This is a genomic window from Achromobacter sp. 77, assembly GCF_020541125.1.
GTDB lineage: Bacteria > Pseudomonadota > Gammaproteobacteria > Burkholderiales > Burkholderiaceae_B > Achromobacter > Achromobacter mucicolens.
This window is the reverse complement of the sequence record NZ_CP059848.1, coordinates 4325298-4349521: the sequence shown is the minus strand read 5'-3', so window position 1 is coordinate 4349521 and position 24224 is coordinate 4325298. Positions and strand designations below refer to the sequence as shown.

At 67.5% G+C, this 24224-nt stretch carries 17 protein-coding genes, 1 tRNA gene and 1 other RNA gene; 11 read left to right on the top strand and 8 right to left on the bottom strand.

Features of this window, described 5'->3' with window-relative positions; genetic code table 11:
* Positions 1-55 precede the first annotated feature (55 nt).
* The gene (locus tag H4P35_RS20170) at positions 56-1738 is read right to left on the bottom strand and encodes a thiamine pyrophosphate-binding protein (protein ID WP_152385302.1); all 1683 of its coding nucleotides are present in this window, start codon (positions 1736-1738) and stop codon (positions 56-58) included.
* Between the two features lie 168 nt (positions 1739-1906).
* Between H4P35_RS20170 and H4P35_RS20165 the strand changes: the two genes are divergently transcribed.
* From H4P35_RS20165 to H4P35_RS20150, 4 genes are all read left to right on the top strand, one after another.
* The gene (locus H4P35_RS20165; RefSeq protein WP_152385301.1) at positions 1907-2833 is read left to right on the top strand and encodes a LysR substrate-binding domain-containing protein; all 927 of its coding nucleotides are present in this window, start codon (positions 1907-1909) and stop codon (positions 2831-2833) included.
* 9 nt (positions 2834-2842) lie between these two features.
* Positions 2843-3826 carry a site-specific tyrosine recombinase XerD gene (gene xerD, locus H4P35_RS20160; RefSeq protein ID WP_226846676.1) on the top strand — a complete coding sequence of 328 codons (984 nt, stop codon included), beginning with the start codon at positions 2843-2845 and terminating at the stop codon, positions 3824-3826.
* 36 nt (positions 3827-3862) lie between these two features.
* Positions 3863-4351, top strand: a complete 489-nt coding sequence (gene ybaK / locus H4P35_RS20155; protein WP_056326773.1) for a Cys-tRNA(Pro) deacylase — start codon at positions 3863-3865, stop codon at positions 4349-4351.
* Positions 4352-4476: 125 nt separating this feature from the next.
* Positions 4477-5055, top strand: coding sequence for a DJ-1/PfpI family protein (locus tag H4P35_RS20150; RefSeq protein ID WP_056326776.1), 579 nt, complete (start codon positions 4477-4479; stop codon positions 5053-5055).
* Between the two features lie 28 nt (positions 5056-5083).
* Here H4P35_RS20150 and H4P35_RS20145 read toward each other — a convergent pair whose 3' ends face one another.
* The 5 genes from H4P35_RS20145 to adhP all read right to left on the bottom strand — a co-directional run bounded on the left by H4P35_RS20145 (position 5084) and on the right by adhP (position 10860).
* The gene (locus H4P35_RS20145; RefSeq protein WP_226846674.1) at positions 5084-6511 is read right to left on the bottom strand and encodes an FAD-binding oxidoreductase; all 1428 of its coding nucleotides are present in this window, start codon (positions 6509-6511) and stop codon (positions 5084-5086) included.
* Positions 6512-6541: 30 nt separating this feature from the next.
* Positions 6542-7525 (bottom strand): tripartite tricarboxylate transporter substrate binding protein, encoded by a 984-nt coding sequence (locus H4P35_RS20140; protein ID WP_175155088.1) that lies wholly within the window; start codon positions 7523-7525, stop codon positions 6542-6544.
* 89 nt (positions 7526-7614) lie between these two features.
* The gene (locus tag H4P35_RS20135; RefSeq protein ID WP_180098117.1) at positions 7615-8520 is read right to left on the bottom strand and encodes a dihydrodipicolinate synthase family protein; all 906 of its coding nucleotides are present in this window, start codon (positions 8518-8520) and stop codon (positions 7615-7617) included.
* A gap of 138 nt (positions 8521-8658) precedes the next feature.
* Positions 8659-9723: a LacI family DNA-binding transcriptional regulator gene (locus H4P35_RS20130; RefSeq protein ID WP_226846672.1), complete on the bottom strand. Its 1065-nt coding sequence runs from the start codon at positions 9721-9723 to the stop codon at positions 8659-8661.
* Positions 9724-9834: 111 nt separating this feature from the next.
* Positions 9835-10860 (bottom strand): alcohol dehydrogenase AdhP, encoded by a 1026-nt coding sequence (adhP, locus tag H4P35_RS20125; protein ID WP_063953185.1) that lies wholly within the window; start codon positions 10858-10860, stop codon positions 9835-9837.
* A 176-nt stretch (positions 10861-11036) separates the two neighbouring features.
* Between adhP and H4P35_RS20120 the strand changes: the two genes are divergently transcribed.
* Positions 11037-11423, top strand: a complete 387-nt coding sequence (locus H4P35_RS20120; RefSeq protein WP_128827346.1) for a ribbon-helix-helix domain-containing protein — start codon at positions 11037-11039, stop codon at positions 11421-11423.
* Positions 11424-11501: 78 nt separating this feature from the next.
* On the opposite strand, the gene pbpG is transcribed toward H4P35_RS20120, so the two are convergent.
* Both pbpG and H4P35_RS20110 read right to left on the bottom strand, forming a co-directional pair.
* Positions 11502-12695, bottom strand: a complete 1194-nt coding sequence (gene pbpG, locus H4P35_RS20115) for a D-alanyl-D-alanine endopeptidase (RefSeq protein WP_226846670.1) — start codon at positions 12693-12695, stop codon at positions 11502-11504.
* A 308-nt stretch (positions 12696-13003) separates the two neighbouring features.
* A tRNA-Arg gene (locus H4P35_RS20110) sits at positions 13004-13078 on the bottom strand.
* A gap of 349 nt (positions 13079-13427) precedes the next feature.
* Between H4P35_RS20110 and H4P35_RS20105 the strand changes: the two genes are divergently transcribed.
* The 6 genes from H4P35_RS20105 to dnaX all read left to right on the top strand — a co-directional run bounded on the left by H4P35_RS20105 (position 13428) and on the right by dnaX (position 24223).
* Complete coding sequence (locus tag H4P35_RS20105) at positions 13428-14633, top strand: MFS transporter (RefSeq protein ID WP_056326784.1); 1206 nt, start codon at positions 13428-13430, stop codon at positions 14631-14633.
* Between the two features lie 23 nt (positions 14634-14656).
* Positions 14657-14815 (top strand): hypothetical protein, encoded by a 159-nt coding sequence (locus tag H4P35_RS20100; protein WP_226846666.1) that lies wholly within the window; start codon positions 14657-14659, stop codon positions 14813-14815.
* A gap of 130 nt (positions 14816-14945) precedes the next feature.
* Positions 14946-17609 carry a PD-(D/E)XK nuclease family protein gene (locus tag H4P35_RS20095; RefSeq protein ID WP_226846664.1) on the top strand — a complete coding sequence of 888 codons (2664 nt, stop codon included), beginning with the start codon at positions 14946-14948 and terminating at the stop codon, positions 17607-17609.
* Positions 17610-17611: 2 nt separating this feature from the next.
* A complete protein-coding gene (locus tag H4P35_RS20090; protein WP_226846662.1) occupies positions 17612-21067 on the top strand; it encodes an exodeoxyribonuclease V subunit beta in 3456 nt (1151 codons plus the stop codon).
* Between the two features lie 381 nt (positions 21068-21448).
* Positions 21449-21546: signal recognition particle sRNA small type (gene ffs, locus H4P35_RS20085), an RNA gene on the top strand.
* Positions 21547-21697: 151 nt separating this feature from the next.
* A complete protein-coding gene (gene dnaX, locus H4P35_RS20080; RefSeq protein ID WP_226846661.1) occupies positions 21698-24223 on the top strand; it encodes a DNA polymerase III subunit gamma/tau in 2526 nt (841 codons plus the stop codon).
* Position 24224 lies beyond the last annotated feature (1 nt).

Sequence of the window (24224 nt, the reverse complement as noted above, 5' to 3'; positions counted from 1 at the left end):
GGTTTGCACGGCGGTGCGCCTGGGCGCGCCGCCGGTCTTGACGCCCGTGCAGGGTTCAGTGCTGAGCCTTCAGCGCCGCCTCGCGGATCTTTTCGAGGGTCGTGGACGGGCTGATGGTTTCCGGATCGATGAAGCAGTGCAGGATCGCCGGCTTGCCGCTGGCCAATGCACGTTCAAATGCCGGACCGAACTGTTCGGTGGTCTCCACGCGTTCGCCGTGGCCGCCAAAGGCGCGCGCGTAGTCGGCGAAATCGGGGTTCTTCAACTGGGTCGCGGAAATGCGGCCCGGATAGTGCTTTTCCTGGTGCATGCGGATCGTGCCGTACATGCCGTTGTCCACCAGCACCACGATGATGGGCAGGTCGTATTGCACGGCCGTCGCAAATTCCTGGCCGTGCATCAGGAAGCAGCCGTCGCCCGCAAAGCAGACGACGGTCTTGTCCGGCCACACGCGCTTGGCGCCCACCGCTGCCGGCAGGCCGTAGCCCATGGACCCGGACGTCGGCGCAAGCTGCGTGCCGAAGCGGGTGAAGCGGTGAAAGCGGTGCAGCCAGGTGGCGTAGTTGCCCGCGCCATTGGTCATGATCGCATCGGCGGGCAGGGTCTTTTCCAGATACGCCATGACCTGGCCCAGCTGCAGCGCGCCCGGTGTGGTGATGGCGTCGGGGTCGCTCCATTTCAGGTACGACTCGCGCATCGCCTTCGTGCCGTCGGCCCAAGCGGGGGCGGCAGGCGCCTTCAGGCCGGCCAGCGTCGCGGCGAAGGCGGACGGCGAGGTGTTGATGGCGAGGGTGGGGCGGTACACCCGACCCAGTTCGGCGGCGTCGGGATGCACGTGCACCAGCTTTTGCTTGGGCACGGGAATGTCCAGCAGCGTGTAGGCCTGGCTGGGGTTTTCCGACATGCGGCCGCCCACCAGCAGGATCAGGTCGGCATCGGCCACGCGCTTGAGCAGCGCCGGGTTGATGCCCAGGCCCACGTCGCCGATGAAGCAAGGATGGTCCGCGGGAAACAGCATCTGGCGGCGGAACGACACGGCGGTCGGCAGCGAATGCAGTTGCGCGAAATCAGCGAACTGCTGCACGGCGCGGGCGTCCCAACGCGTGCCGCCCAGAATGGCGACGGGGTTCTTCGCGTCAGCCAGCAGCTTTTCCAGATCGGCCAGCTGGCCAGCCGTGGGGGCCGCATCGATGACTTCGTAACGCGGGGCGTCGGCCACTTTGGCGGCCTCGACCAGCATGTCTTCCGGCAGCGCGATCACCACCGGACCGGGGCGGCCCGAGGTCGCGATGTGAAACGCGCGCGAGATCAGTTCGGGAATGCGTTCGACCTGATCGATCTCGGTCACCCACTTGGCCTGCGTGCCGAACACGGCGCGGTAGTCCATTTCCTGGAAGGCCTCGCGCTCGCGCATGCCGCGCTCGATCTGGCCGACAAACAGGATCATCGGCGTGGAGTCCTGCTTGGAGATGTGCACGCCGGCCAGCGCGTTGGCGGCGCCGGGGCCGCGCGTCACCATGCAAATGCCGGGTTCGCCCGTCAGCTTGCCGTGCGCGTCGGCCATCATGGCCGCGCCGCCTTCCTGGCGGCACACCGTGACCTTGATGTCGGCATCATGCAGGCCGTCCAGCACCGCCAGATAGCTTTCGCCGGGGACACAAAATACATGTTTGACGCCCTGGGCGACCAGTTGGTCGACCAGAATGTGACCGCCAAGGCGGGAATCTTGCTGAGGCATGGTGGTGTCGTGGTTAGCCTAGGGTAGAACTGCCGAGCATATGTTCCCTGAGCGCACAACGCAATTGATAAAATTGCACATTCTGTTGATCCCCCGGCACGTCCCGCCTGGTGCGCCGCAACATGCGCGCGCGCCGCGACGGGCCGCATTTCAGGCGGCATTCCCTCCATGAGAAACGGCATTCCCAATCTGAGCGCCCTGCAGGCATTCGAGGCCTCGGCCCGGCTGGGCAGTTTTTCGCGCGCCGCCGAGGAGCTGTCGCTGACCCACAGCGCGGTCTACCGGCAGGTGGCCAGCCTGGAGGCGCGGCTGGGCGTGCAGCTTTTCACCCGGGTGCGCCGCCGCATCGTGCTGACCGACCATGGCGCCGAATACGCCGGCCGCATCCGTCACCATTTGGACCAGATCGAAAAAGACACCTTCGGGCTTGTCAGCCGGACCGGCATGGGGCGCAGCATCCACATTGCCGTCGTGCCCACCCTGGCCACCACCTGGCTGATCCCGCGCCTCGCGGATTTCCAGCGCGAGCACGGCGACATCACCGTCAGCCTGTCCGTGCGCACGCTGCCGTTCCAGTTCAAGGACCAGCCGTTCGACGGCGCGCTGTATCACGGGGACGGGCTCTGGCCGGGCACGCAGGGCGGGCTGCTGTTCCCTGAGCGCGAGCTGGTGCCGGTCTGCGCGCCCGAATTGGCCGATCGCGTGGCGCAAGCGGGGGGCGCCGCGCTGACCGGCATGACGCACCTGCATCTGGCCTCGCGGCCGGACGCCTGGCGCCAGTGGTACGCGGCCAATGGCCATCTGTACGGGCCGCAGGCAGCGGGCGGTCCGCGCTACGAGCTTTTCACCATGGTGATGGCGGCGGTGCAGGCTGGGCTGGGCGTCGGGCTGATGCCGCGATTTCTGGCGCAACCGGCGCTGGACCAGGGCGCGCTCGTCATGCCCGTGCCGCAGTCGCTGGCCGTCAGCCAGGGGTATTACTTCGGCTATCCGCAGCGCAGCGAGCGCTCCGAGGCGCTGAAGGTGTTCGAGTCCTGGCTCAAGTCCGCCGCCGCCGGCGTGGGCGAGCGCCTGCCCAACCGCGCCGCGCCGTAGAATCTCGCCATGTCCACCGCCCGCCAGCCGCTGGCCTCCCAGGCCGATATCGACGCCTTCATCGACGCCGTCTGGCTCGAGGACGGCCTTTCCGCCAATACCCTGGCCGCCTACCGCCGCGACCTGACCGGTTTTGCCCGCTGGCTCGAAGACCCCGAGGCCTACGCCCGGGAGCTGGCCGACCGGCACGGTGAACCCGAGCGTGCGCAGACCATGCCCGTCGGGCCGGCCAAGCCGATCCGCGATGCGCAGAAGGCGGATATCGAGGCCTGGTTCGCGTTCCGCCACGAAGAAACCCGCGCCACCACCGCCAACCGCCGGCTGGCGGCGCTGCGCCGCTTCTATGCCTGGGCGCTGCGCGAACACCGCGCCGAACGCGATCCGTGCCTGACGCTGGTGGCCGCCAAGCAACCGCCGCGCATGCCCAAGACGCTGTCCGAGCAGCAGGTGGACGCCCTGTTGCGGGCGCCCGACCTCGGCCAGCCGCGCGGCCTGCGCGACCGCGCCATGCTCGAGACCTTGTATGCCACCGGGCTGCGCGTGTCCGAGCTGGTGGGCGTGCGGTCGCTGGACGTCAGCCTGAACGAAGGCGTGGTGCGGGTGGTGCTGGGCAAGGGCGGCAAGGATCGCCTGGTGCCGCTGGGCGCCGAAGCCGCGCACTGGATTGCGCAGTATCTGAATACCGCCCGCCCGGAATTGTCGGCGGGCCGCGTCAGCGATGCGCTTTTCATCACCAGCCGCGCCGAGGCGATGTCGCGGCAGGCGTTCTGGCAACTGGTCAAGAAATACGCCGTGATCGCTGGCGTGCATGCGCCCCTGTCGCCGCACGTGCTGCGCCACGCCTTTGCCACGCACCTTCTGAATCACGGCGCGGACCTGCGCGTGGTGCAGATGCTGCTGGGCCACGCAGACATCTCCACCACGCAGATCTACACCCACGTGGCGCGCGAACGCCTGAAGGCATTGCACGCGGCCCATCACCCGCGCGGCTAGCCGCCGCCCACCATTCCCTTTTCAACCGGCACACCCATGAGCAAAGCCCGCCACGTTTCCGAAACACCCGCCACCCAGTTCCTCAAGCAGCACAAGGTGGCCTACACCGAGCACACCTACGACTACGTCGACCACGGCGGCGCAGGCGAAGCCGCGCGCCAGCTTGGCCTGGACCCGCACGCGGTGGTCAAGACGCTGGTGATGGAGGACGAATCGGCCAAGCCGCTGATCGTGGTCATGCATGGGGACCGCGAAGTCTCCACCAAGAATCTGGCGCGCCAGGCCGGCCTGAAGAAGGTCGAACCCTGCAAGCCCGAGGTCGCGCAGCGCCACTCCGGCTACCAGGTGGGCGGCACGTCGCCCTTCGGCACCCGCAAGAAGATGCCGGTGTGGGTGGAGGCCGAGGTGCTGACGTATCCGGCGGTCTACATCAACGGCGGGCGGCGCGGGTATCTGGTAGGCATCGATCCCAAGGTGCTGGTGGACCTGCTGGGCGCGCGGCCCGTGACGGTGGCGTTGGAGTAGGGGGCGTTCCGCGGTCGTATCCCGCGCTGGTGGTATCCCATTACCACCCGCCCCGCCGGCGCAGCGCGCACAATGGGACGAGAAGACCAAGAATTGGCCCCCACCCTCATCCCAAGGAGACAATCATGAGCAAACGACTGCTGATGCTGGTCGGCGACTACGCCGAAGACTACGAAACCATGGTGCCGTTCCAGACGCTGCTGACCGTGGGGCACACGGTGCACGCGGTCTGCCCGGACAAGAAGGCCGGCGACACGGTGGCCACGTCCATCCATGACTTCGAAGGCGCGCAGACCTACACGGAAAAGCGCGGCCACAACTTCACGCTGAATTACGACTTCGACCGTGTCGAGCCCTCGTCCTACGACGGGCTGGTGATCCCCGGCGGACGCGCGCCCGAATACCTGCGCCTGAATGAAAAGGTGCTGGATATCGTGCGTGAATTCGACAAGGCCAACAAGCCCATCGCCGCGGTGTGCCACGGCGCGCAGATCCTGGCCGCGGCCGGCGTGCTGAAGGGCCGCACCTGCTCGGCGTACCCCGCCTGCGCGCCCGAGGTCCGGCTGGCCGGCGGCACCTATGCCGAGATCGCCGTCGACCAGGCCTACACCGACGGCAACCTGGTGTCGGCGCCCGCCTGGCCCGCCCATCCGGCGTGGATGGCGCAGTTTCTGGCGGTGTTGGGCACGAAGATCACGCCCTGAACGTTCGCGCGGGGCGGGGTTGGATCGGTCACTGCGCCGCGATCACCCGCCCCGGGTTGAACAGATTCAAGGGATCGAACAGGTGCTTGATGCCCGCCATCATTGCCATCTCGGCGGCCGGTTTGTAGCGGGCGATCGATGCCACCCGCAACTGCCCCACGCCATGCTCGGCGGAGATCGACCCGTTCATGCGCGCCACGACCTCGTACACCGCCGCCGACACGGCCTTCTCCGACGCGCGCATGGCCTGATAGGCCTGAGCATCCGCGCCGGGCGGCGTCGACACGTTGTAGTGCAGGTTGCCGTCGCCGACGTGGCCGAACACGAAAATGCGCGCGCCCGGCAGCACGCCGTGCACCGCCACCTGGGCGGCGTCGATGAATTCCCCGATGCGCGAGATCGGCAGGGAGATGTCGTGCTTGATGTTCTCGCCGTCGAGGGCCTGCGCTTCGGGCAGATGATGCCGAATCTGCCAGAACGAGGCCGATTGCGCCAAGGTGGACGCAATAGCCGCATCGGTGACGATGCCGGCCTCAAAGGCGGCCTCCATCAGCGCCTGGAAGCGCTCCGTGGCATGCGCCTCGCTTTCGGCATCGCTGGATTCCAGCAGCACGTAATACGGCGCCTTGGCGGGCAGGGGACTGCGCACGCCCGGCGTGTGTTGCAGCACCAGCTCTACCGCCGGGCCGCTGATCAATTCAAAGGCCGTCAGGCTGGCCGGCAGATACGACTGCGCCAGGGACAGCAGCCGCACCGCGCTCTGCGGGTCCGGCACGGCGGCAAAGGCGGTCATCTGCGCGGCGGGACGCGGGTACAGCTTGACGGTGGCCGCCGTGATGATGCCCAGCGTTCCTTCCGCGCCGATGAACAGCTGCTTGAGGTCGTACCCGGTATTGTCCTTGCGCAGGCCGCGCAATCCGTTCCAGATCTGCCCGTCGGGGGTCACCACTTCCAGGCCCAGGCACAGATCGCGTGCGTTGCCATAGCGCAGCACCTGTATGCCCCCGGCATTGGTGGCAAGATTGCCGCCCAGCGTGCAGCTGCCTTCCGCGCCCAGGCTCAGCGGAAACAACCGGTCCGCCTGGGCGGCGGCCTCCTGCACCGTGGCCAGCACGGCGCCCGCCTGCGCCGTCAGCGTGTTGTTGTAGCGGTCTACCTCCAGGATGGCGTTCATGCGGGCCAGCGACAGCACGATGCTGCGCCCGCCGCCGTCCGGCACGCTGCCGCCGACCAGACCCGTATTGCCCCCTTGCGGATAGATGGCGACGCGCCGCTCGCGGCACCAGCGCACCAGCTTGGCGACGTCCTCGGTGCTGTCGGGCTGCGCAAGGGCCAGGGTGCGGCCCGTCCACCGCTTGCGGTAGTCGGTCAGGTGCGGCGCCAGCGCGTCGGCGTCGTCCAGCACGCGCCCCTGGAAGGCGGCGCGCAAAGAGGCTTTGAGGTCATCGTCGGACATGGCCGGCTCGCTAGGCGTCAATGTAGGGTGTCAGTTGGCGGAAGCGCCGGCGGCTTTCACCACGGCTTTCCATTTTTCGATTTCGGTGCCGATGAAGGCGTTGAATTCCGCGGGCCCCTTGACCGTGGGCACGGCGCCCAGTTCCACGACGCGCTTTTGCATCTCGGGGTCGGCCATGGCCTTCTCGATGGCTTGATCGATCTTGTTCACGATGGGCGCCGGTGTTCCGGCCGGGGCCAGTACGCCAAACCATGAGCCCGCCTCGAAATCGGGCACACCCGCCTCGGCCATGGTGGGCACGTCGGGCAGGTTGGTGCTGCGTTCGGCGCTGGTCACCGCCAGCGCGCGCAGCGTGCCGTTCTTGATGAAGGGCAGGGAGGTCGGCAGGTTGTCGAACATCAGATGCACCTGGCCGCCAACGAGGTCCGTCACCGCGGCGGCGCTGCCCTTGTACGGCACATGCACCATGTCCACGCCGGTGCGCGACTTGAACATTTCTCCCGACAGATGAATCGAGCTGCCCGCGCCGCTGGAGGCAAAGCTCAGCTTGCCCGGGTTCTTCTTGCCGTACGCGATCAATTCCTGCACCGACTTGACCGGCAGGCTGGCCGTCACCGCCAGCACGTTCGGCACGGAAGCCACCAGGGTGATCGGCGCAAAATCCGCCGGCTTGAACCGGATGTCCTTGTAGATGCTGTAGTTGATGGCCTGCGTGCCCACCGTGCCCATCAACAGCGTGTAGCCGTCGGCATCGGCGCGCGCCACGAAGTCCGCGGCAATGTTGCCCGCCGCGCCCGGCCGGTTTTCCACCACCACGGGCTGGCCCACCGCCTTCTCGATGTGCGGGGCAATCAGCCGGGCCACGACGTCGGTGTTGCCGCCCGCCGAAAACGGAATGACCATGCGGATGGGTTTGGTCGGCCAGTTTTCAGCCGCGCCCGCGCCCGCCGATGCCGCCATCGCGACCAGACCCGCACATGCATATGCAATGCCCTGCTTGGTGCTCTTGAACATGTTGTCTCCTTGCTTATGGCTTTTTGATGTTCGGTACTGCGGTGGATAACCGAATCGCCGCGCGGGGCGCGGCGATTCGGGAATGACGGTTATTGCGCGTCTGCCAGGCTGCGCTTGAGGCGATCGAGCAGCAGATCGATCTCGGCATGGTCGGTGGCGTCCAGCTTGGGACCCGGCCGGCGCATGCCCGCATGCTTGATGGCGCCTCGGCGCTTCATGATCTCTTTGCGCACGGCCACGCCCCACTGGCTCTGGTTCTCGTAGCTGAGCAAAGGCAGGTAACGGTCGAACACCGCATGGGCCTCGTCGACGCGGCCCGCCGTGTAGAGCGTGTAGACCTGGCTCAGCATCTCGGGATGCGAGAACCCGGCCATCGGCCCGTCGATGCCGCGGCCCATCTCCAGCGGAAGGAACATCGCGTTGTTGCCGGTCAGGATGGCGACCCGGCGGCCGGGCAGGGCGCGCAGCTTGGTGATCTTGGTGATGCTGGGCAGGTCCTCTTCCTTGACCGCCTGGATCTGCGGATGCCGCTCGATTAATTGGCCCATCACCGGCACCGACATCCAGGTGCCCGTGGAAAACGGAAAATCCTGCAGGACCGTCGGCACGTTGCCAATCCGGTCAAAGACGGCCTCGAAGTACCCCAGCACTTCCTGCTCTGTCCGCAGACCGCCCGGCGGCGCGATCATCACGCCCGCTGCCCCCGCGTCCATTACCTGGCTGGTCAGTTCGGCCATCTGGGCCACGCTGCTGTTGCTGACGCCCACCACCACCGGCTTGCCCTTGGCGCGCGTGATGTAGCGGGAGGCCACTGCCAGCGATTCCTCGGGCGTGAGCTTGTTGGCTTCGCCAGCCACGCCCAGCACGGTCAAGCCGTTGGCGCCATGCGAAAAATAGAAGTCGCTCAGCGTATCGACGCTGTCCAGGTCAATCGCGCCGTTTTCCTGAAACGGCGTCTGCGCAACGATGTACACGCCGCGGGCTTGGTCAAGCATGTTGTCTCCTGATCTTGGTCTGGGTATGCGCCAAATATTAGCGCTAATATTTTATTAGCGCTAATATTTGGCGTAAGGACATACCCCAAGGTCAAGCGATTTCAAACCGCTTCTGATTGCGCGGGAGAACGGGCGGCGTCAGGCGCTCTGGCGCCGCATCAAGGTAAAGCCCACATCGACCCGCATTCCCTCGTTGGCCAGTCCGTCCAGCCGGTCGATGATGGCGCGCGCGGCCTGTCCGCCGATCAGCGAGCCGTCGATGCGCACGGTCGTCAAGGGCGGGGTGGTGGCGGCGGCGTAGGCCTGGTCGCCAAATCCCACGACGGCCAGGTCGCCCGGCACCTGTCTGCCCAGCGCGGCGGCTTCGAGCAGGACCCCCATCGCAATCATGTCGGTGCTGCACACGACGGCGTCTGCATCGGGCACGCGTGCCAGAAGTTCCGCCAGGCCGCTGCGGCCGGCGCCCATCGTGGCTGGCGCGGGAATCAACACGTGCGGTGTGCCCGAATCCGGGGCGATCAAGCGCAATTCGCGCGCCGCCGCCGTGAAACCTTGCAAGCGGCGACCGGCGCGCGGATCATCGCCGATGACGGCGACTGGCCGGCGCCGCCCCATCTCGGCCAGGAACTGCGCCACACAGCCGCCCGCCGCCTCGTGCGAAAAACCGATCAGCATGTCCACCGGGTCGTCTGTCCAATCCCAGGCTTCCACGACAGGAATACGGGCGGCGCGCAATTGGGTGCGCCCCGTCGGGGTGAGCACGGTGCGCATCATGACCACGCCGTCGGGCCGCCGGCCCAGGATCGCTTGCAGGGCCGCGACTTCCTGCTCGGGGTCGTATCCGCTTTCGGTCAGCATCATCTGATAGCCATGCCGGGACAGATGCAGGCTGAGCGTCTGCAGCGCTTCCAGAAACACGGGGCTGCCCAGCGTTGGCACCGTCACCGCCACCAGACGGCTGCGGCCGCTTGCCAGGCCGCCTGCCACCAGATCCTGGACATAACCCGTCTGGGCAATGGCCTCGTGGATCAGTTTGACGGTGCGCTCGGGCACGTTTTCGGGGGCGTTCAACACCCGCGACACCGTGTGCATCGACATCCCCGCCACGCGCGCGACGTCGGCGATGGTTACCCGGCCCGACCCGCGCCGTGGCGCGCGGGGGGTGGCAGGCTTTCGGCGACGCTCAGTCGGTTGCGTGGGCATGCGGCTTCTCTGGGAATCGGGACAGGCCGGAATTGTACCGAGCCGCCGCCCTGCAAAACGCCACGGGGTGCGGCAAATGCCGCATCCCGTGGCAGTATGGGCGCAAAGCGATCAGGCGAAGTCGAGCACGATGCGGCCTTCGATCTGGCCCTTCTTCATGCGGTCGAACACGCTGTTGATGTTGTCCAGGCTTTCGGTGGCGACGGTGGCGTGGACCTTGCCTTCTTCGGCAAACTGCAGCGATTCCTGCAGATCCAGCCGGGAGCCCACGATGGAACCGCGCACCGTCACGCCATTGAGCACCATGTCGAAGATCGACAGCGGGAAGTCTCCTGGCGGCAGGCCGTTCAGCGAAATCGTGCCGCCCCGGCGCACCATCCCCAGCGCCTGCTCGAAGGCCTTGGGCGACACCGCCGTGATCAGCGCGCCATGCGCGCCGCCGATTTCCCGCTTCAGGTAGGCGGCCGGATCGGTGTTCATCGCGTTGACGGTGACTTCCGCGCCAAGCCGGCGCGCGAAGTCGAGCTTGGCGTCATCGATGTCCACGGCCGCCACGTTCAGGCCCATCGCCTTGGCGTACTGCACCGCCATGTGACCCAGGCCGCCAATGCCCGAAATGACCACCCAGTTGCCGGGCCGGGTGTCCGTCATCTTCAGGCCCTTATAAACCGTGACGCCGGCGCAGAGTACCGGCGCCACGTCGACAAAGCCGACGTTCTTGGGCAGCAGGCCCACGTAGTCGGCGGCCGCCAGCGCGTATTCGGCAAAGCCGCCGTTGACGGAGTAACCCGTGTTCTGCTGCTGCTCGCAAAGGGTTTCCCAGCCGCCCAGGCAGTGTTCGCAATGTCCGCAGGCGGAATACAGCCAGGGGATGCCCACCCGGTCGCCTTCCTTGACGTGGGTAACGCCGGCGCCCACGGCCACGACGTGGCCAACGCCCTCGTGGCCGGGAATGAAAGGGGGATTGGGTTTGACGGGCCAGTCGCCTTCCACGGCGTGCAGGTCCGTGTGGCAGACGCCGCAGGCTTCGATCTTCACCAGGAGCTCGCCCGGGCCCGGGCGCGGCACGGCGACTTCCTCGATCACCAGGGGTTTGCCAAATGCGCGTGCAACTGCGGCCTTCATGGTTTTTTCCATCGCTACCTCCGAAGTCTGATCAGTTTCACTATGCTCGAACGCTTGCGCGCTCAAATCCATGATGTACATCAATCGGCGCGGGAAGGGGGGCGTATTGCGGCAGGCGCGGCAATCGTCGTACAGTCGATCGCAGGCGCGCCGGTCCGGCTGCGTGTCGCCGATGCCCAGGAGCTCCCATGTGTGAAATCTTCATCCGCGCCACCGAGCATTCATATGCGTGCGAAACCCGGTCACTGCGCCTGCACGGCGTGGCGACCAGCCTGCGGCTCGAGCACCTGTTCTGGCAGGTCCTCGAAGAAATCGCCGGCCGAGACGGCCTGCGGGTCACCCAACTGATCGAACGGCTGTACGACGAACTGGTCGAGTACCGCGGCGAGGCCGCCAACTTCACCTCGTTCCTGCGCGTGTGCTGCCTGCGGTATCAGCTGTTGCAGGCCGAGGGCCGGATCCCGCGCGATGCCAGCGTGCCGATCCGATCGCTCAACGCGCAAGCCGTCCTGGAAGGGCTGCCGCCTTCGCTCTGCGACGCCCAGCCCGTCCCCGCGAAGCGCCGCGCGGCGTGACCCGCTTTGCCGCACCATGCAAAAGGGCCCGATTAGATCGGGCCCTTCGTTTTGCCGTGTGGAGCGGTCAGGCTGGCATCAGCCGCCCGAGGCAATCGACGCCATGGCCACTTCGCTTTGCACGATGCGGCGGATGCGCACGGCATCGCCGATGCGCGAAAGCTTGCCCTGCGAATCCAGCAGCACGATGGCCAGATCGCGGCCGTTGATGCGCGCCAGCATCACTAGGCATTCGCCCGCTTCATTGATGTATCCCGTCTTGGACACCTTGATGTCCCAGTCGGGCTTGCGCACCAGCAGGTTGGTGTTGCGGAAGGTCTGCGTGCGGTTGTTGATCTCGACCTCGTACTCGGTATCGGTGGAGTAGCGATGGATCAGCGGGCGCTGCGACGCGGCGCGCAAGAGGCGGGCCAGGTCATGCGGCGACGACACGTTGTTGCTGGACAGGCCCGTCGGCTCGATGAACCGCGTGCTGGTCATGCCCAGCGACTGCGCCTTGGCGTTCATGGCGGCCACGAAGGCGCGCAGCCCGCCCGGATAGTGGCGGCCCAGCGCGTTGGCGGCGCGGTTCTCGGAAGACATCAGCGCCAGATGCAGCATGTCGCCGCGCGACAGCTTGGTGCCCACCCGCAGCCGCGACGTCGTGTGCTTGAGCTCGTCGACGTCCTCGTCGGTGATCTCCAGCATTTCGTCCATCGGCAGGTTGGCGTCCACCACGACGACGGCCGTCATCAGCTTCGAGATGGAAGCGATGGGGCGCACGACGTTTTCATTCTTGGCGAAGATGACCGTGGAAGTTTCAAGGTCTTGCACGTAAGCGGTGCTGGACCGCAGCGCGGCGGCTTCAGCGCGCGCCGAGGCGGCGGGTGGCGGCATGGCTGCGCTGGCTGCACCGGCGGCGGCTACGCGCCGGCCGCGTGCGGCCTTGTCCGTCTTGCCGCCCTTGCCGGCAGCGCCCGATTTCTTGGGCGGCGTGCCTTTCGCGGCCACCTGCTTGCCGCTCTTGGGCGGCGCCTTCTTGGCCGACGAGGATTTGGGCGGCGCCTTCTTGGCGGACGGCGCCGCCTGCTTGGCGGCGGCGCTCTTGCCGGAGCCCGCCTTGGGCGCCGGCGCTTTTTTGGCTTGTTGCGCCTTGCAGGCCGCCGACTTGGCGTTGGTCTTGCAAGGGTCGGAATTTTTGGCTGCTTGCGCCGCTGGGGGCAGGAGCGCGCACACCGCCAGCGCGGCAGGCGCTATGGCGTTCGCAATTGCACGTTTCCAGGAAAAGGCCATGGTTGGGCAGGCTTGTGGTCTGTGAGCAAATATTTCTTAAGCCGGCGTTTCGTCGGATCAGAAAAAGTCCAGATGAATTATGGGCTTACGCGTCGAATTTAAACAGCAATTTCAAGTAGTGCGCAAGGCGATTTGCAGGTTTTTCAGAAAAAACACCGTGACGGATTGTGGCCGCATCAATTAGTCACAAGTCGGAAGCCGCAAAGCTAACCGCGCGGCGCGCAAGAGCGTAGCCCGGATTAACCCTCATCTGGCTGAACAGGTGGACTTTTTTGAGAAGAATCTGCGCGCGCAGCCGAGGCCGAAGCTGGCCTCGCCGGGTGGAATCGAACCACCAATTGACCCTTAGGAGGGGCCGGTTATATCCATTTAACTACGGCGAGCGAGGAGGGGGGCGCAAGGCAGTGCCGTCGCCATCGACGGAAAAGGGCCGCCAGAACTGGGGGCGCTTTGCACTAAGGCCTTGAAATTGCTGCGGAACTTGCGAGCCGAAGTTTAGCACTGCAGACGCGGGCTTCGAAGCAGGACGCAAGTCTATCAGCAGGCGCGGCAACGCCCAAATCACCGCGCCGGGCGCTCGCCCGGGATGGCCTCTCGGGGGAAGCTTGTTGCGGCAACGCGGGTATTCACGGACCCGCATGCCGACTTGTATATGATGTTCGCGTCCCACCGCTGCGTGGGGCCGCCCCGAGGAGGGGGCGCAAACCCAAAAAACAACCAGACACGGGTTTCATGTCTAGCCAAACCGATACGATTTCCGCACGCACCATTGTCTTGGGCACCCTGGTCGTGCTGCTTGCCATGGGGGTGCGCGCCACCTTCGGCCTGTTCATGCAGCCGATGGGCCTGACGCACGGCTGGAGCCGTGAAGTATTTTCGATGGCGTTTGCCCTGCAGAACCTCGTGTGGGGCGTCGCCTGTATCTTCATGGGCATGCTGGCCGACCGTTACGGCTCTGGCCGCACCATTGCGCTGGGCGCCGTGCTGTACATGCTGGGCCTGATCGGCACGCGCTTTGCCACCGACGAGGCCACGCTTTACCTGACCGCCGGCGTGCTGGTCGGACTGGGACAGGCGGGCACCACGTTCCCCGTCATCCTACCCGTCGTCGCGCGCGCCGTGCCGCCCGCCTACCGCAGCACGGCGATGGGCATCGCCAGCGCGGGCGGGTCGCTCGGCCAGTTTGCCGTGGTGCCGACCGGGCAGCTGCTCATCAGCGGGCTGGACTGGACGGGCGCGCTCTGGGTGCTGTCGCTGTTCGTGGCTTGCGGCGCGCCTTTGGCGTATTTCCTGCGCGGCCGCCCCCAAGCGCACGCAGGTCCGCATCAGTCGCTGGGCACCGCCATCAAGCAGGCCGTGCGCCATCCGTCGTTCCACTTCCTGTTCTGGAGCTACTTCGTCTGCGGCTTTCACACCGCGTTCATCACGCTGCACTTGCCGGCCTATGTGACAGACGGCGGGCTGACGGCCGGGCAGGGCGCCACCGCGATCGCGCTCATCGGCCTGTTCAACGTCCTGGGTTCGTTCTACGCCGGCAAGCTGGGCGGCAAATACAGCAAGAAGCGGCTGCTGGCGGTGGTGTACTTCATGCGCGCGTTCGGCATCCTGTTGCTGCTGTCGGTGCCGCTGACGCCGTGGGTGCTCTATGCCTTCGCGGCTTGGATGGGATTGTTCTGGCTGGGTACGGTGCCGTTGACGCAAGGACTCATTGGCCAGATCTACGGCTTGCGCTATGCGGCCACGCTGTCGGGCATCGTGTTTCTCGGCCATCAGTTGGGCAGCTTCATTGGCGTGTGGCTGGGCGGATACGCGTATGCCAAGACCGGCAGCTACGATCTGGTCTGGTGGCTGGGCGTTGCGCTGGCCGTCATCGCGGCGCTGCTCTGCCTGCCCGTGCGCGAGCAGCCGGTCGCGCCGGCGCAGCCCGCCACGGCCTGACCGCGACCTGCCGGAGCCCCGCCATGTCCCACGGACCGCAATCCCAAACCCCTCGCCGCAAAGGCTGGCGAGCGGTGGGCGTGCTGGCGCTGGCCGCGGTGCTGGGGCTGGCGTTCTGGGGCTACACCACGCCCGAGATGCAGATTCACTGGGAAAACCTGGCCGCACTCTGCGGGTTTTGACAGGGCTCGGCTTACCGCAACCGCCGCGTCGCGGCGGCCGCCTCGCGGTATCCTACGGCGGAGATTTTTCTCCGCCTTTTTCATTGCTTTCTGTCGCGCGGCTGCCCGCCGCGCGCGCCCTTGGATGACCATGCAGGACGCAGCGCCTTCCTACTCCGATCTCTCGTTGCCGGACATCGCCAGTCTGCCCGCGGCAGACACGCTCGTGCTCACGGTGAACAACCGCCTGTCGCGCCGCCTCACGCTAGAGCTCGCCGGATTGCTGCGCCAGGAACGCCAGGTCAGCGAGCTGCCGCGCATCCTGCCGTTGTCCGCCTGGCTCGCTGAATCCGCCAACGAACTCGCGTTCGAATCCGACGAAGACGTGCCCGCCTACCGGCTGGACAGTTTTGCCACGCAGCTCGTCTGGACCGAAGCCATCCGCCTCGAAGAAGCCGAGCGCGTCCTGCTGGATGCCAGTCAGGCGGCGCGGCTGTCCATGGATGCGGACCTGCTGATGGACGAATGGGCGCTGCAGGTGCCGTCCGGCGCGGACACCGACGAATACCGCGGCTTTGCGCGCTGGCGCGAGCGCTATCGCCACACGCTGGCCGGCATCGATGCCGAAGACGCCAACCAGGGTTACGCGCGCGTGCTGCGCGCCCTCGAAGCCGGACGCCTTGCCACGCCGCGGCAACTGGTGCTTGCCGGGTTTACCGACATCTCGCCCCGCTTTCAGCGCCTGCTGCACGCATTCGAGGCCCAGGGCACGCGCGTGGCGCAATGGCGCGATACCCAGCGTGTGGCGGCAGTGGCGCAGCGCTTCGAGGCTGCGGATCAGGGCGCCGAATGGCGCGCCGCCGCCGACTGGGCGGCCAGCCGTTTGAAGGCCGACCCCGCCGGGCGTTATGCCATCGTGTCGCCGCAACTGGAAGCCGAATCCCCCTTCGCGCGCCGCGTCCTCAGCCAGGCGCTGGCCGGGCGCGACGGCGCGCCTGCGTTTGCGTTCAACGTTGCCGTGGGCCGGCCGCTCGACGAATGGCCCATGGCCCGCGCCGCGCTGGCCTGGCTGCGGGCGCTGGCCGAATGCGCGCAGGGCAAGGGCTGCGGCGTCGGCGTCCTGGGCGCCGCGTTGCTTGCAGGCCATTGCGCCGGCGACGTGCGCGACCGCGCGCGGCTTGCCGCCATCGACGCGCGCTGGCGGCGGCAGGGGCAATTGCATGTCGCCCCGCAAGCATGGCGCAAGTTGCTTGCCGATCTGCCGGCGTTGGCGCAGGCCTGGAACCACGCCACCGAAATCTGGACGCAAGGCGGCCGCCAGGCCACGTGCGACGTCTGGATGCTGCGCATGAAGGCCGCCTTGACGGCACTGGGCTTTCCCGGCGAAGCCCCGCTCGACAGCGTGGGTTATCAGGTCATGGGCGCGCTGGGCGATGCGCTCGGCAGCTTTTCGGCGCTGGCGCCGGCTGCGGGCCGCCTGGGCGGCGTGGCCGCCGTGAACCTGCTGGAAAGCGTGGCGCGGTCCTCCTCGTTCCAGCCGCAGCGCGATCCGCTCGCGCGGCTGGACGTCCTTGGGTTGCTGGAAGCCGAAGGCGGTTACTGGGATGGCGTCTGGCTGCTGGGCCTGACAGACGACGTGTTGCCCGCTTCGCCCAAACCGAACCCGCTGCTGCCGCTTGCCGTGCTGCGCCAGGCCCGGGCGCCGCGCGCCACGCCCGAGCGCGAACGCGAATGGGCCGAAGGCATGTTTGCCGCGCTGTGCCGCTGCGCGCCCGACATCATCGTCAGCCACGCCCACATGGACGGCGAACGCGAGCTGCGGCCGTCGCCGCTGATCGCGGCGCTCTCTCTTACTGACTGGACGCCCGCGCTTACGGCGGCGCAGGCTGTCTTGCCGCAGGAATCGCTCGACGATTCGCAGGGGCCTCCATTGGCGGCCGGCAATCGCGGCGGGGGCGGGCTGGATGTGCTGGACACGCAGGCGCGCAATCCGCTTTGGGCGTTCGTGCGCCATCGCCTCGGCGGCCGGGAGCTCGCGCCCTATGCCGACGCCGCCACCGTCAACGTGCGTGGCCAGTTCCTGCACAAGGCGCTTGAAGTGGTGTGGGGCATGATGCCCGACCAGGACGCGCTGCACGAGCAGCTTTCGGCTGGCCGTCTGCCGGTGTTACTGGAGCAGGCCGTGGCGCAGGCCGCCGGCGAAGAACTCAAGGAATACGCGCCAGCCTTGCGCGCGCTGGAATGCCAGCGCGCCCAGGCCGTGCTGGCCTCATGGCTCGACCTCGAAGCGCAGCGCCTGCCGTTCGCGGTGGCACAGGTCGAAAAAAACCATCAGTGGCAGCGTGGTGCGCTGAACCTGAAGCTGCGGTTGGACCGCATCGATCGCCTTCCCGACGGCCGTAACGTCATCGTCGACTACAAAACCGGCGTGGCGGCGGCCAAGCCCGAGCCCGACTGGTCCCGCAGCCGTCCCGTGAACGTGCAGTTGCCGTTCTATGCATCGGTGCTGGCCGACGCGGCCGGCGGCGAAGCTGCGGGTCTGGTGCTGGCGCAGATCCACGCGCGGCAGGTCGCCGCGCAAGGATTGGCCGACGAAGACCTGGGCATGCCCGGCGTCACGCTTGCCAGCGAAAGCAAATACTTCGACGGCCTGTCCTGGCCCGAGATCCGCCAACGCTGGCGCGTGGCGATCGAATCCCTGGCCGACGAATACGTGGCGGGGTACGCGGCCAACGTCGCCTACCGGCGCGACGATCTGAAATACTGCGATGCCTTGCCGTTCCTGCGCTTGCATCTTGACGACGAGGACGCATGAACATGGCCGAACCCGATCGCCTTCCGCATGACCACGCCGCTCGCGCGGCGGCGCTCGACCCCGCGCGGTCCTTCCTCGTCCAGGCGCCCGCAGGCTCAGGCAAGACCGAACTCCTCACCGACCGCATCCTGGCCTTGCTGGCCACGGTGAACCGGCCCGAAGAAATCGTCGCCATCACCTTCACGCGCAAGGCCGCGTCCGAGATGCACGCCCGCGTGCTGAGCAAGCTGCGGCGCGGCCTGGATGCGCCCCCCGAGGCCGCGCACGAACGCCGCAGCTGGGACCTCGCCCGCGCGGCGCTGGCGCGCAATGCCGAACAGGGCTGGCATCTGCTCGAGCATCCCGCGCGTCTCGCCATCCGCACCATCGACTCGTTCTGCGCGGGGCTGGTGCGCAGCATGCCGTGGCTGTCGGAGCTGGGCGGCATGCCGGACATCACGGACGATGCGCGCTCGCACTACGAGGCCGCCGCGCGCGCCACGCTGGATCTCGCGGACGACTACGAGGCCGTGCGCATTTTGCTGCGCCACCTGGACGTCGACGTCCAGGCCGCCAAGGACGCCATCGCCGACATGCTGGGCCAGCGCGATCAATGGCTGCCGCTGCTGCGCCACGGCTCCGACCGCGAGGCCATGGAGGCCATGTTGGCCGAGGCCATCGGCGAAGACCTCGATGCCTTGTGCGCCGCCATGCCCTACGGCTGGTCCGAATCGCTTTGCGGCCCGGCGCGCCTGGCCGCCGCGCACCTGCAGGATGGCGAAGACGACAACAAGCTGGCTGCGTTGCTGGACTGGACCGAAGCGCTACAACCCGACGCCGAACTGCTGGACGCCTGGCGCGCCGTTGCGCATCTGCTGCTGACCGGCACCGGCTCGCTGCGCAAGACCGTCAACAAGAACCTGGGGTTCCCGGCCAAGTGCGCGCACAAGGAACCCTTCGTCGCCTGGCTGGAAGGCGCCGACGCGCAAGCCGCCTGGGTGCGCCGCTTGCACGCCGTGCGCGATATTCCGGCGCCGCATTTCACCGATGCCCAATGGGAAGTGCTGGGCGCGCAGCTCATGACGCTTGCCCTGGCCGTGGCGCAGTTGCGGCTGCGCTTTGCCGAAAAAGGCGAGGTCGACTTCATCGAGATCGCCCAGCGGGCCGCGGCCGCGCTGGGTAGTGCCGACGACCCGGGCGAACTGCTGCTCAAGCTCGACGCCTCGATCCGGCATCTGCTCATCGACGAATTCCAGGACACCAGCCAGACGCAGCTCGACTTGCTGCGCACCCTCACGGCAGGCTGGCAGTCCGGCGATGGCCGCAGCCTGTTCCTCGTGGGCGATCCCATGCAGTCGATCTACCGCTTCCGCAAGGCAGAGGTCGGCCTGTTTCTCGAAGTCGCCGACATCGGCGTGGGCGAGGTCAAGCCCGACTTCCTGAACCTCACGGACAATTTCCGTTCGCAGGCCGGCATTGTCGACTGGGTGAACCAGTCGTTCGTCGACCTGCTGCCCCGGCGTAGCGACGCCGCCGCCGGCGCCATCGCGTACAGCCCGTCCACGGCCTTCCACCCGGCGCTGCCCGACCCCGCAGTGCGCTTTCATCCGGCGTGGTCGCGCGAGGGCGCGCCACCCGCCGAAGAACAGGCCGAAGACATTGCCGTGGGACTGGTGCGCCAGGCGCTGATCGATCACAAGGGCGCCAAGCACCCCGTCGCGATTCTCGTGCGCGCCCGCGGTCACCTGGGCAACCTCACGCGCCGGCTCGCACAGGAAGGCATACGCTCGCGCGCCGTCGACCTGGTGCCGCTGGCGCTGCGGCCGGTGGTGGCCGACCTGGTGCAACTCGTGCGCGCCGTGTCGCATCCGGCCGACCGCCTCGCTTGGCTGTCCGTGCTGCGCGCGCCCTATTGCGGCTTGACGCTCACCTCGTTGCAGCGGCTCTTCGGCGACGACCACATCACGCCGGTGCCCGTGCTGCTGGAACGCGCCTTGCGCATCGCCCCGCAGCCCATTGCAACGGCAGCGCCCGAGGCATCCGGCCCGCAAGGCTCGCTTTTTGACGCACCCGCCCCAGAACCGCAAGCCCCGTCCGCGCAAGCAATACTCAGCCCCGACGAATTCGCGCGCCTGCGCCAAGTCGCGTCGGTCCTCCTGGACAAACGCAATGCATCGGGCGCCATCCCCTTCGCCGCGTGGGTGGAATCGCTGTGGCGCCGCCTGGGCGGCCCCGGCCTGTACGCCGGCCTGTCGGTCGCCAACGACGCCGAAAGCCTGTTCCAACTGGTCGAACGCCTTGCCCCGCACGGCAACATCGACGTGGCCGCCTTGGACGCCGGCATCTCCCGCCTTTTCGCCGCGCCCGACGCGGCGGATGAAGACGAAGGCGCGGTCGAGATCATGACCATGCACAAGTCCAAGGGCCTTCAGTTCGAAACCGTGATCCTGTACGGCCTGCACCGCGCGCCGCGCGGCGATCAGGCTCCCCTGGTGCGCTTCGAACAAAGCGGCGGCCGCGTCCTCTTCGGCCCGGTCAAGCCACGCGCCGAAACAGAAGCTGACCCGGTCTCGCGCTACCTGGGCGCCCGCGAAGCCCGCCGCGCCTCCTACGAAATAGACCGTCTCCTCTACGTCGCCGCCACCCGCGCCCGCAAACGTCTGCATCTGGTCGGACACGTATCGATCGACGAAGCCTCTGGCCAAATCAAGACCCCGCCCGCAGCCAGCCTGCTGGGCCGCCTGTGGCCGTGCCTGACCCCGCCCGTTCCACCTTCGCTGAATGGCGAAACGGTGCAAGAAGAAACCGATGCCCCCGAATGGCAAGGCGAACCCCTGCGACGCATCGACACCGCCGGCCTCGCGCAACTGCAACGCCAATCCAGCATCACCATGAGCGCCGGCTTCGCCACGGCCACCCGAGGCGCCTGGGGCGAAGCCGCCGAACATCCCGCCTGGCAACTCGAAGCCGGCTACGACGCCGCCATCGGCACCCTGGCCCACGCCTGGCTGGCCCGCATCGGCCAGGACGGCATACAAGCCTGGCCCCCCGAGGCCCTCACGCCCCGCCTGCCCGCCATGCGCCGCCAACTCACCCGAGCCGGCATCCCCGCCAGCCAGGCAGACGCCGCCGCCGAGGCCGTCCTGGAAACGCTGCAAGCCACCCTGGCAGACGAACGCGGCCTCTGGCTCCTATCCCAATCCGGCGCCCGCCGCGAATGGCCCCTCATCGACGCGGCCGGAAAAGTCTCGGTCATCGACCTGGCGCTCAGCACCGAAGACGGCTGGCTGATCGTCGACTACAAAACCGGCCGCCCCCACCCCGGAGAATCCCCCGCCGCCTTCGCAATCCGCATGCGCCAACGCCACGGCGAACAATTGCAGCGCTACTGCACCCAAGTCACCGCCCTGGACGGCCGCAGCGCCCGAGCCGCGTTGTACTTCCCGCGCGCAAAGGCGTGGATAGATCTGCTGGAGTAACGCGCAACAGGGCAAGCAACGGCGAGCGAAGTAACGCGCCAAGCAAAAAGGAACTGCGGCAGTCGAGGCAACCACGCGAAGCGAGTAAAAGGGGCGAGCGAAGCAACGCCTCCGTCAAAAGCAGCCCCGCATAGAAAGCAAGACAAAGCGAAGCGAGCCAAAAGGGGCGAGCGAAGCAACGCCCCCGCCCCAAGCAATTGCCGCATGCACAGCAATCAAGCAAGGCAAAGCGAAGCGAGCCGAAGGGGCAAGCGAAGCAAAGCCCCCACCCCCTCCCCCTCGGGGGGAGGGCCGGGGAGGGGGCCCACATATTGCCCCTCGGGGCCCGCCTGCCGAGATTCGAGCGAGCGCGCGAAGCGCAGCTCTGCTAGAATCTCGGCTGGCGGGCCCCTTCGCATGGTTCGACGGTGAACCTGGTCAGGTCGGGAACGAAGCAGCCATAGTCGTTTAGGGTCAGTGCCGGAGTAAGGCTCGCCAACCGGATTCTTCAAGGCAGTAGCGTTTGCTACATCGCTTTCACAGGGGACGGGGTTATTTTCCAAGGATTCGTTCCACGGGAATAAGCCCGTCCCCTTTGCATTCCAGCCCGCTCGATCAACGGGTTCAACAATCAGGCTCTACAATCCAGCCATGACTTATCTGGTATTGGCCCGCAAGTGGCGGCCGCGATCGTTCGATACCCTGGTGGGACAGGATCACGTGGTGCGCGCGCTCACCCATGCGCTCGACACGCAACGCCTGCATCACGCCTGGCTGTTCACCGGAACCCGGGGCGTTGGCAAGACCACGCTCTCGCGCATCCTGGCCAAATCGCTCAACTGCGAGACCGGCATCACCTCCAAGCCTTGTGGCGTCTGCCGCGCCTGCACCGAGATCGATGCCGGCCGCTTCGTCGACTACCTTGAACTGGACGCCGCGTCCAACCGCGGCGTCGAGGAAATGACGCAGCTCCTGGAGCAGGCGGTCTATGCGCCCGGCGCGGGACGTTTCAAGGTCTACATGATCGACGAAGTCCACATGCTGACCGGGCACGCGTTCAACGCCATGCTCAAGACGCTGGAAGAGCCGCCCCCGCACGTCAAGTTCATCCTGGCCACCACCGATCCGCAGAAGATTCCGGTGACGGTTTTGTCGCGCTGCCTGCAATTCAATCTGAAGCAGATGCCGGCCGACTCCATCGTCGGACACTTGCAGGCCGTGCTCGGCCAGGAAGACGTGGGCTTTGAGATCCCGGCCCTGCGGCTGATCGGGCAGGCCGCGTCGGGTTCGATGCGCGACGCCTTGTCGCTCACCGACCAGGCCATTGCCTACAGTGCGGGCAACCTGACCGAGGACGCCGTGCGCGGCATGCTCGGCACCATCGACCAGCGCCATCTCGTCCGCCTGCTCGACGCCTTGTCCTCGGGCGACGCCAAGGGCGTGCTGGCCGTGGCCGATGAACTCGCGATCCGCGGGCTGTCGTATGCCGGCGCGCTGGCCGACTTGGCCGTGCTGCTGTCGCGCGTCGCGATCGAGCAGCGCGTGACCGGCGTCACCGCAGCCGAAGACCCGCTGGCCGCCGACATCGCCCGTCTGGCGCAGGCGCTCCATCCGGACGCCGTGCAACTCTTCTATTCCGTCGCGGTGCACAGCCGCGGCGAATTGACGCTGGCGCCTGACGAATACGCAGGCTTCATCATGGCGTGCCTGCGCATGCTGGCGCTCAATGGCGATGCTGGCCCGCAGACGGCGCTGGAAGCGCCCGCCGCACCCGCCCGCCAGACGGCAGCGCCCACCGCATCTGCGGCCATCGCCGCGCCCACGGGCGCCGAGGCCGGCGCTTCTCACCCAGCTGCTGCGTCAACGGCCGCTGCGTCGACGGCGGCTGCGTCGACTGCCGCGGTATCGACCGCCGCGGTATCGACCGCCGCGGTGCCGGCATCCGCGCAGTCGGCAGACGCTCCTTCGGCAGCGGCTCAGCCTGCAGCCGCCGGGCAACCCATCGACGCTAGACCCGACGCCGGCCCGTCCGGCCCCACGGCAGCTTCCGCGCCGGCCCACAATGCGGCAGCGGACAACGCGCCGGCTGGAAACGCGTCGGCCACCGCCAATGCGGCAGCCACTGACGCTGCCTTCACCTCAGCACCCAACGGCGCCGCCGCGCCGACAGCCGATCCGGTGACGACCGGCGCGAGCACAGCCCACACGGCAATGCCTGGTGCCCCGGCAGCCAACGCCAGCGCGCCATTCGATGGCGCAGCCGTAGCCGCAGCCGCCGCCACGCCGACAGACGGCTCCGCGTCCTCGCCCGACGCCGCCCATACCCCCTCGATATCGTCGGCAAACGATGCGGCAGCCCCCGCGCAACCGGCCCCGCCGGCCGCAGCGGCGCCGGCGCAATCGTCCGCCGCGTCCGCCCCGCAATCCGCGGATCCCAACAGTGTCCCGCCTTGGGAAGACCTCCCCGCCGACGCCGCTTCGCCGAACCCGGCCTCCGCCAAAGCGCCAAATTCCGCCGCCCTGGCCGTGACGCCCGCCGCGGCGGCGATCAACCCGGCCGTGGACGATGCCGACGGCCCTCCGGCGTGGGTCGACGAAGAAATTCCTTTCGAAGCCGAAGGCGGGTTCATGCCTGACAGCGGCTTCACGTCCGACCCCGACGACGATTTTGAAACGCTGGCCACGGCGCCGTCGCCCGCACCCGCACCCGCACCGACCGCCGCCCGCCGCGATGGCCCCGCGCCCGCACGCAAGCGTCAGTCGCGCGCGCCGCGCCTGGCAGACATGGACGCGGCGTCCTGGCCCGAACTGGCCGCACGGCTGCCGGTGACCGGCCTGGCCTCGGAACTGGCGCGCCAGAGCGAATGGGCCGGTGTGCAGGGCGATGCCATCATCCTGCGCGTGGCCGTCAAGACCCTGGCCGAAAGCGAAAGCCGCGTGCGGCTGCAGACTGTCCTGTGCGAACATTTCGGGCAGGGCATCCGGCTGGACGTGCGGGTCGGCGTCACCGGCGATGCCACCGCGTATGCCGTGGCGCAGGCCGAGAGCGCGGCGCGCCAGCTGGCGGCCGAAAACGCCGTGGCCGACGATCCCTTTGTGCAAGCGCTGTTGGCGGATTTCGGAGGCCATGTCGTGCCTGGCTCGATCCGCCACGTTGATTCATCGGCCGCCGCCTGAC

What these genes read in the sequence shown, in the direction of transcription:
- H4P35_RS20170 (WP_152385302.1), bottom strand. Translation starts at nt 1,738, where the DNA reads ATGCCTCAGCAAGATTCCCGCCTTGGCGGTCACATTCTGGTCGACCAA.
- H4P35_RS20165 (WP_152385301.1), top strand. Translation starts at nt 1,907, where the DNA reads ATGAGAAACGGCATTCCCAATCTGAGCGCCCTGCAGGCATTCGAGGCC.
- xerD (WP_226846676.1), top strand. Translation starts at nt 2,843, where the DNA reads ATGTCCACCGCCCGCCAGCCGCTGGCCTCCCAGGCCGATATCGACGCC.
- ybaK (WP_056326773.1), top strand. Translation starts at nt 3,863, where the DNA reads ATGAGCAAAGCCCGCCACGTTTCCGAAACACCCGCCACCCAGTTCCTC.
- H4P35_RS20150 (WP_056326776.1), top strand. Translation starts at nt 4,477, where the DNA reads ATGAGCAAACGACTGCTGATGCTGGTCGGCGACTACGCCGAAGACTAC.
- H4P35_RS20145 (WP_226846674.1), bottom strand. Translation starts at nt 6,511, where the DNA reads ATGTCCGACGATGACCTCAAAGCCTCTTTGCGCGCCGCCTTCCAGGGG.
- H4P35_RS20140 (WP_175155088.1), bottom strand. Translation starts at nt 7,525, where the DNA reads ATGTTCAAGAGCACCAAGCAGGGCATTGCATATGCATGTGCGGGTCTG.
- H4P35_RS20135 (WP_180098117.1), bottom strand. Translation starts at nt 8,520, where the DNA reads ATGCTTGACCAAGCCCGCGGCGTGTACATCGTTGCGCAGACGCCGTTT.
- H4P35_RS20130 (WP_226846672.1), bottom strand. Translation starts at nt 9,723, where the DNA reads ATGCCCACGCAACCGACTGAGCGTCGCCGAAAGCCTGCCACCCCCCGC.
- adhP (WP_063953185.1), bottom strand. Translation starts at nt 10,860, where the DNA reads ATGGAAAAAACCATGAAGGCCGCAGTTGCACGCGCATTTGGCAAACCC.
- H4P35_RS20120 (WP_128827346.1), top strand. Translation starts at nt 11,037, where the DNA reads ATGTGTGAAATCTTCATCCGCGCCACCGAGCATTCATATGCGTGCGAA.
- pbpG (WP_226846670.1), bottom strand. Translation starts at nt 12,695, where the DNA reads ATGGCCTTTTCCTGGAAACGTGCAATTGCGAACGCCATAGCGCCTGCC.
- H4P35_RS20105 (WP_056326784.1), top strand. Translation starts at nt 13,428, where the DNA reads ATGTCTAGCCAAACCGATACGATTTCCGCACGCACCATTGTCTTGGGC.
- H4P35_RS20100 (WP_226846666.1), top strand. Translation starts at nt 14,657, where the DNA reads ATGTCCCACGGACCGCAATCCCAAACCCCTCGCCGCAAAGGCTGGCGA.
- H4P35_RS20095 (WP_226846664.1), top strand. Translation starts at nt 14,946, where the DNA reads ATGCAGGACGCAGCGCCTTCCTACTCCGATCTCTCGTTGCCGGACATC.
- H4P35_RS20090 (WP_226846662.1), top strand. Translation starts at nt 17,612, where the DNA reads ATGGCCGAACCCGATCGCCTTCCGCATGACCACGCCGCTCGCGCGGCG.
- dnaX (WP_226846661.1), top strand. Translation starts at nt 21,698, where the DNA reads ATGACTTATCTGGTATTGGCCCGCAAGTGGCGGCCGCGATCGTTCGAT.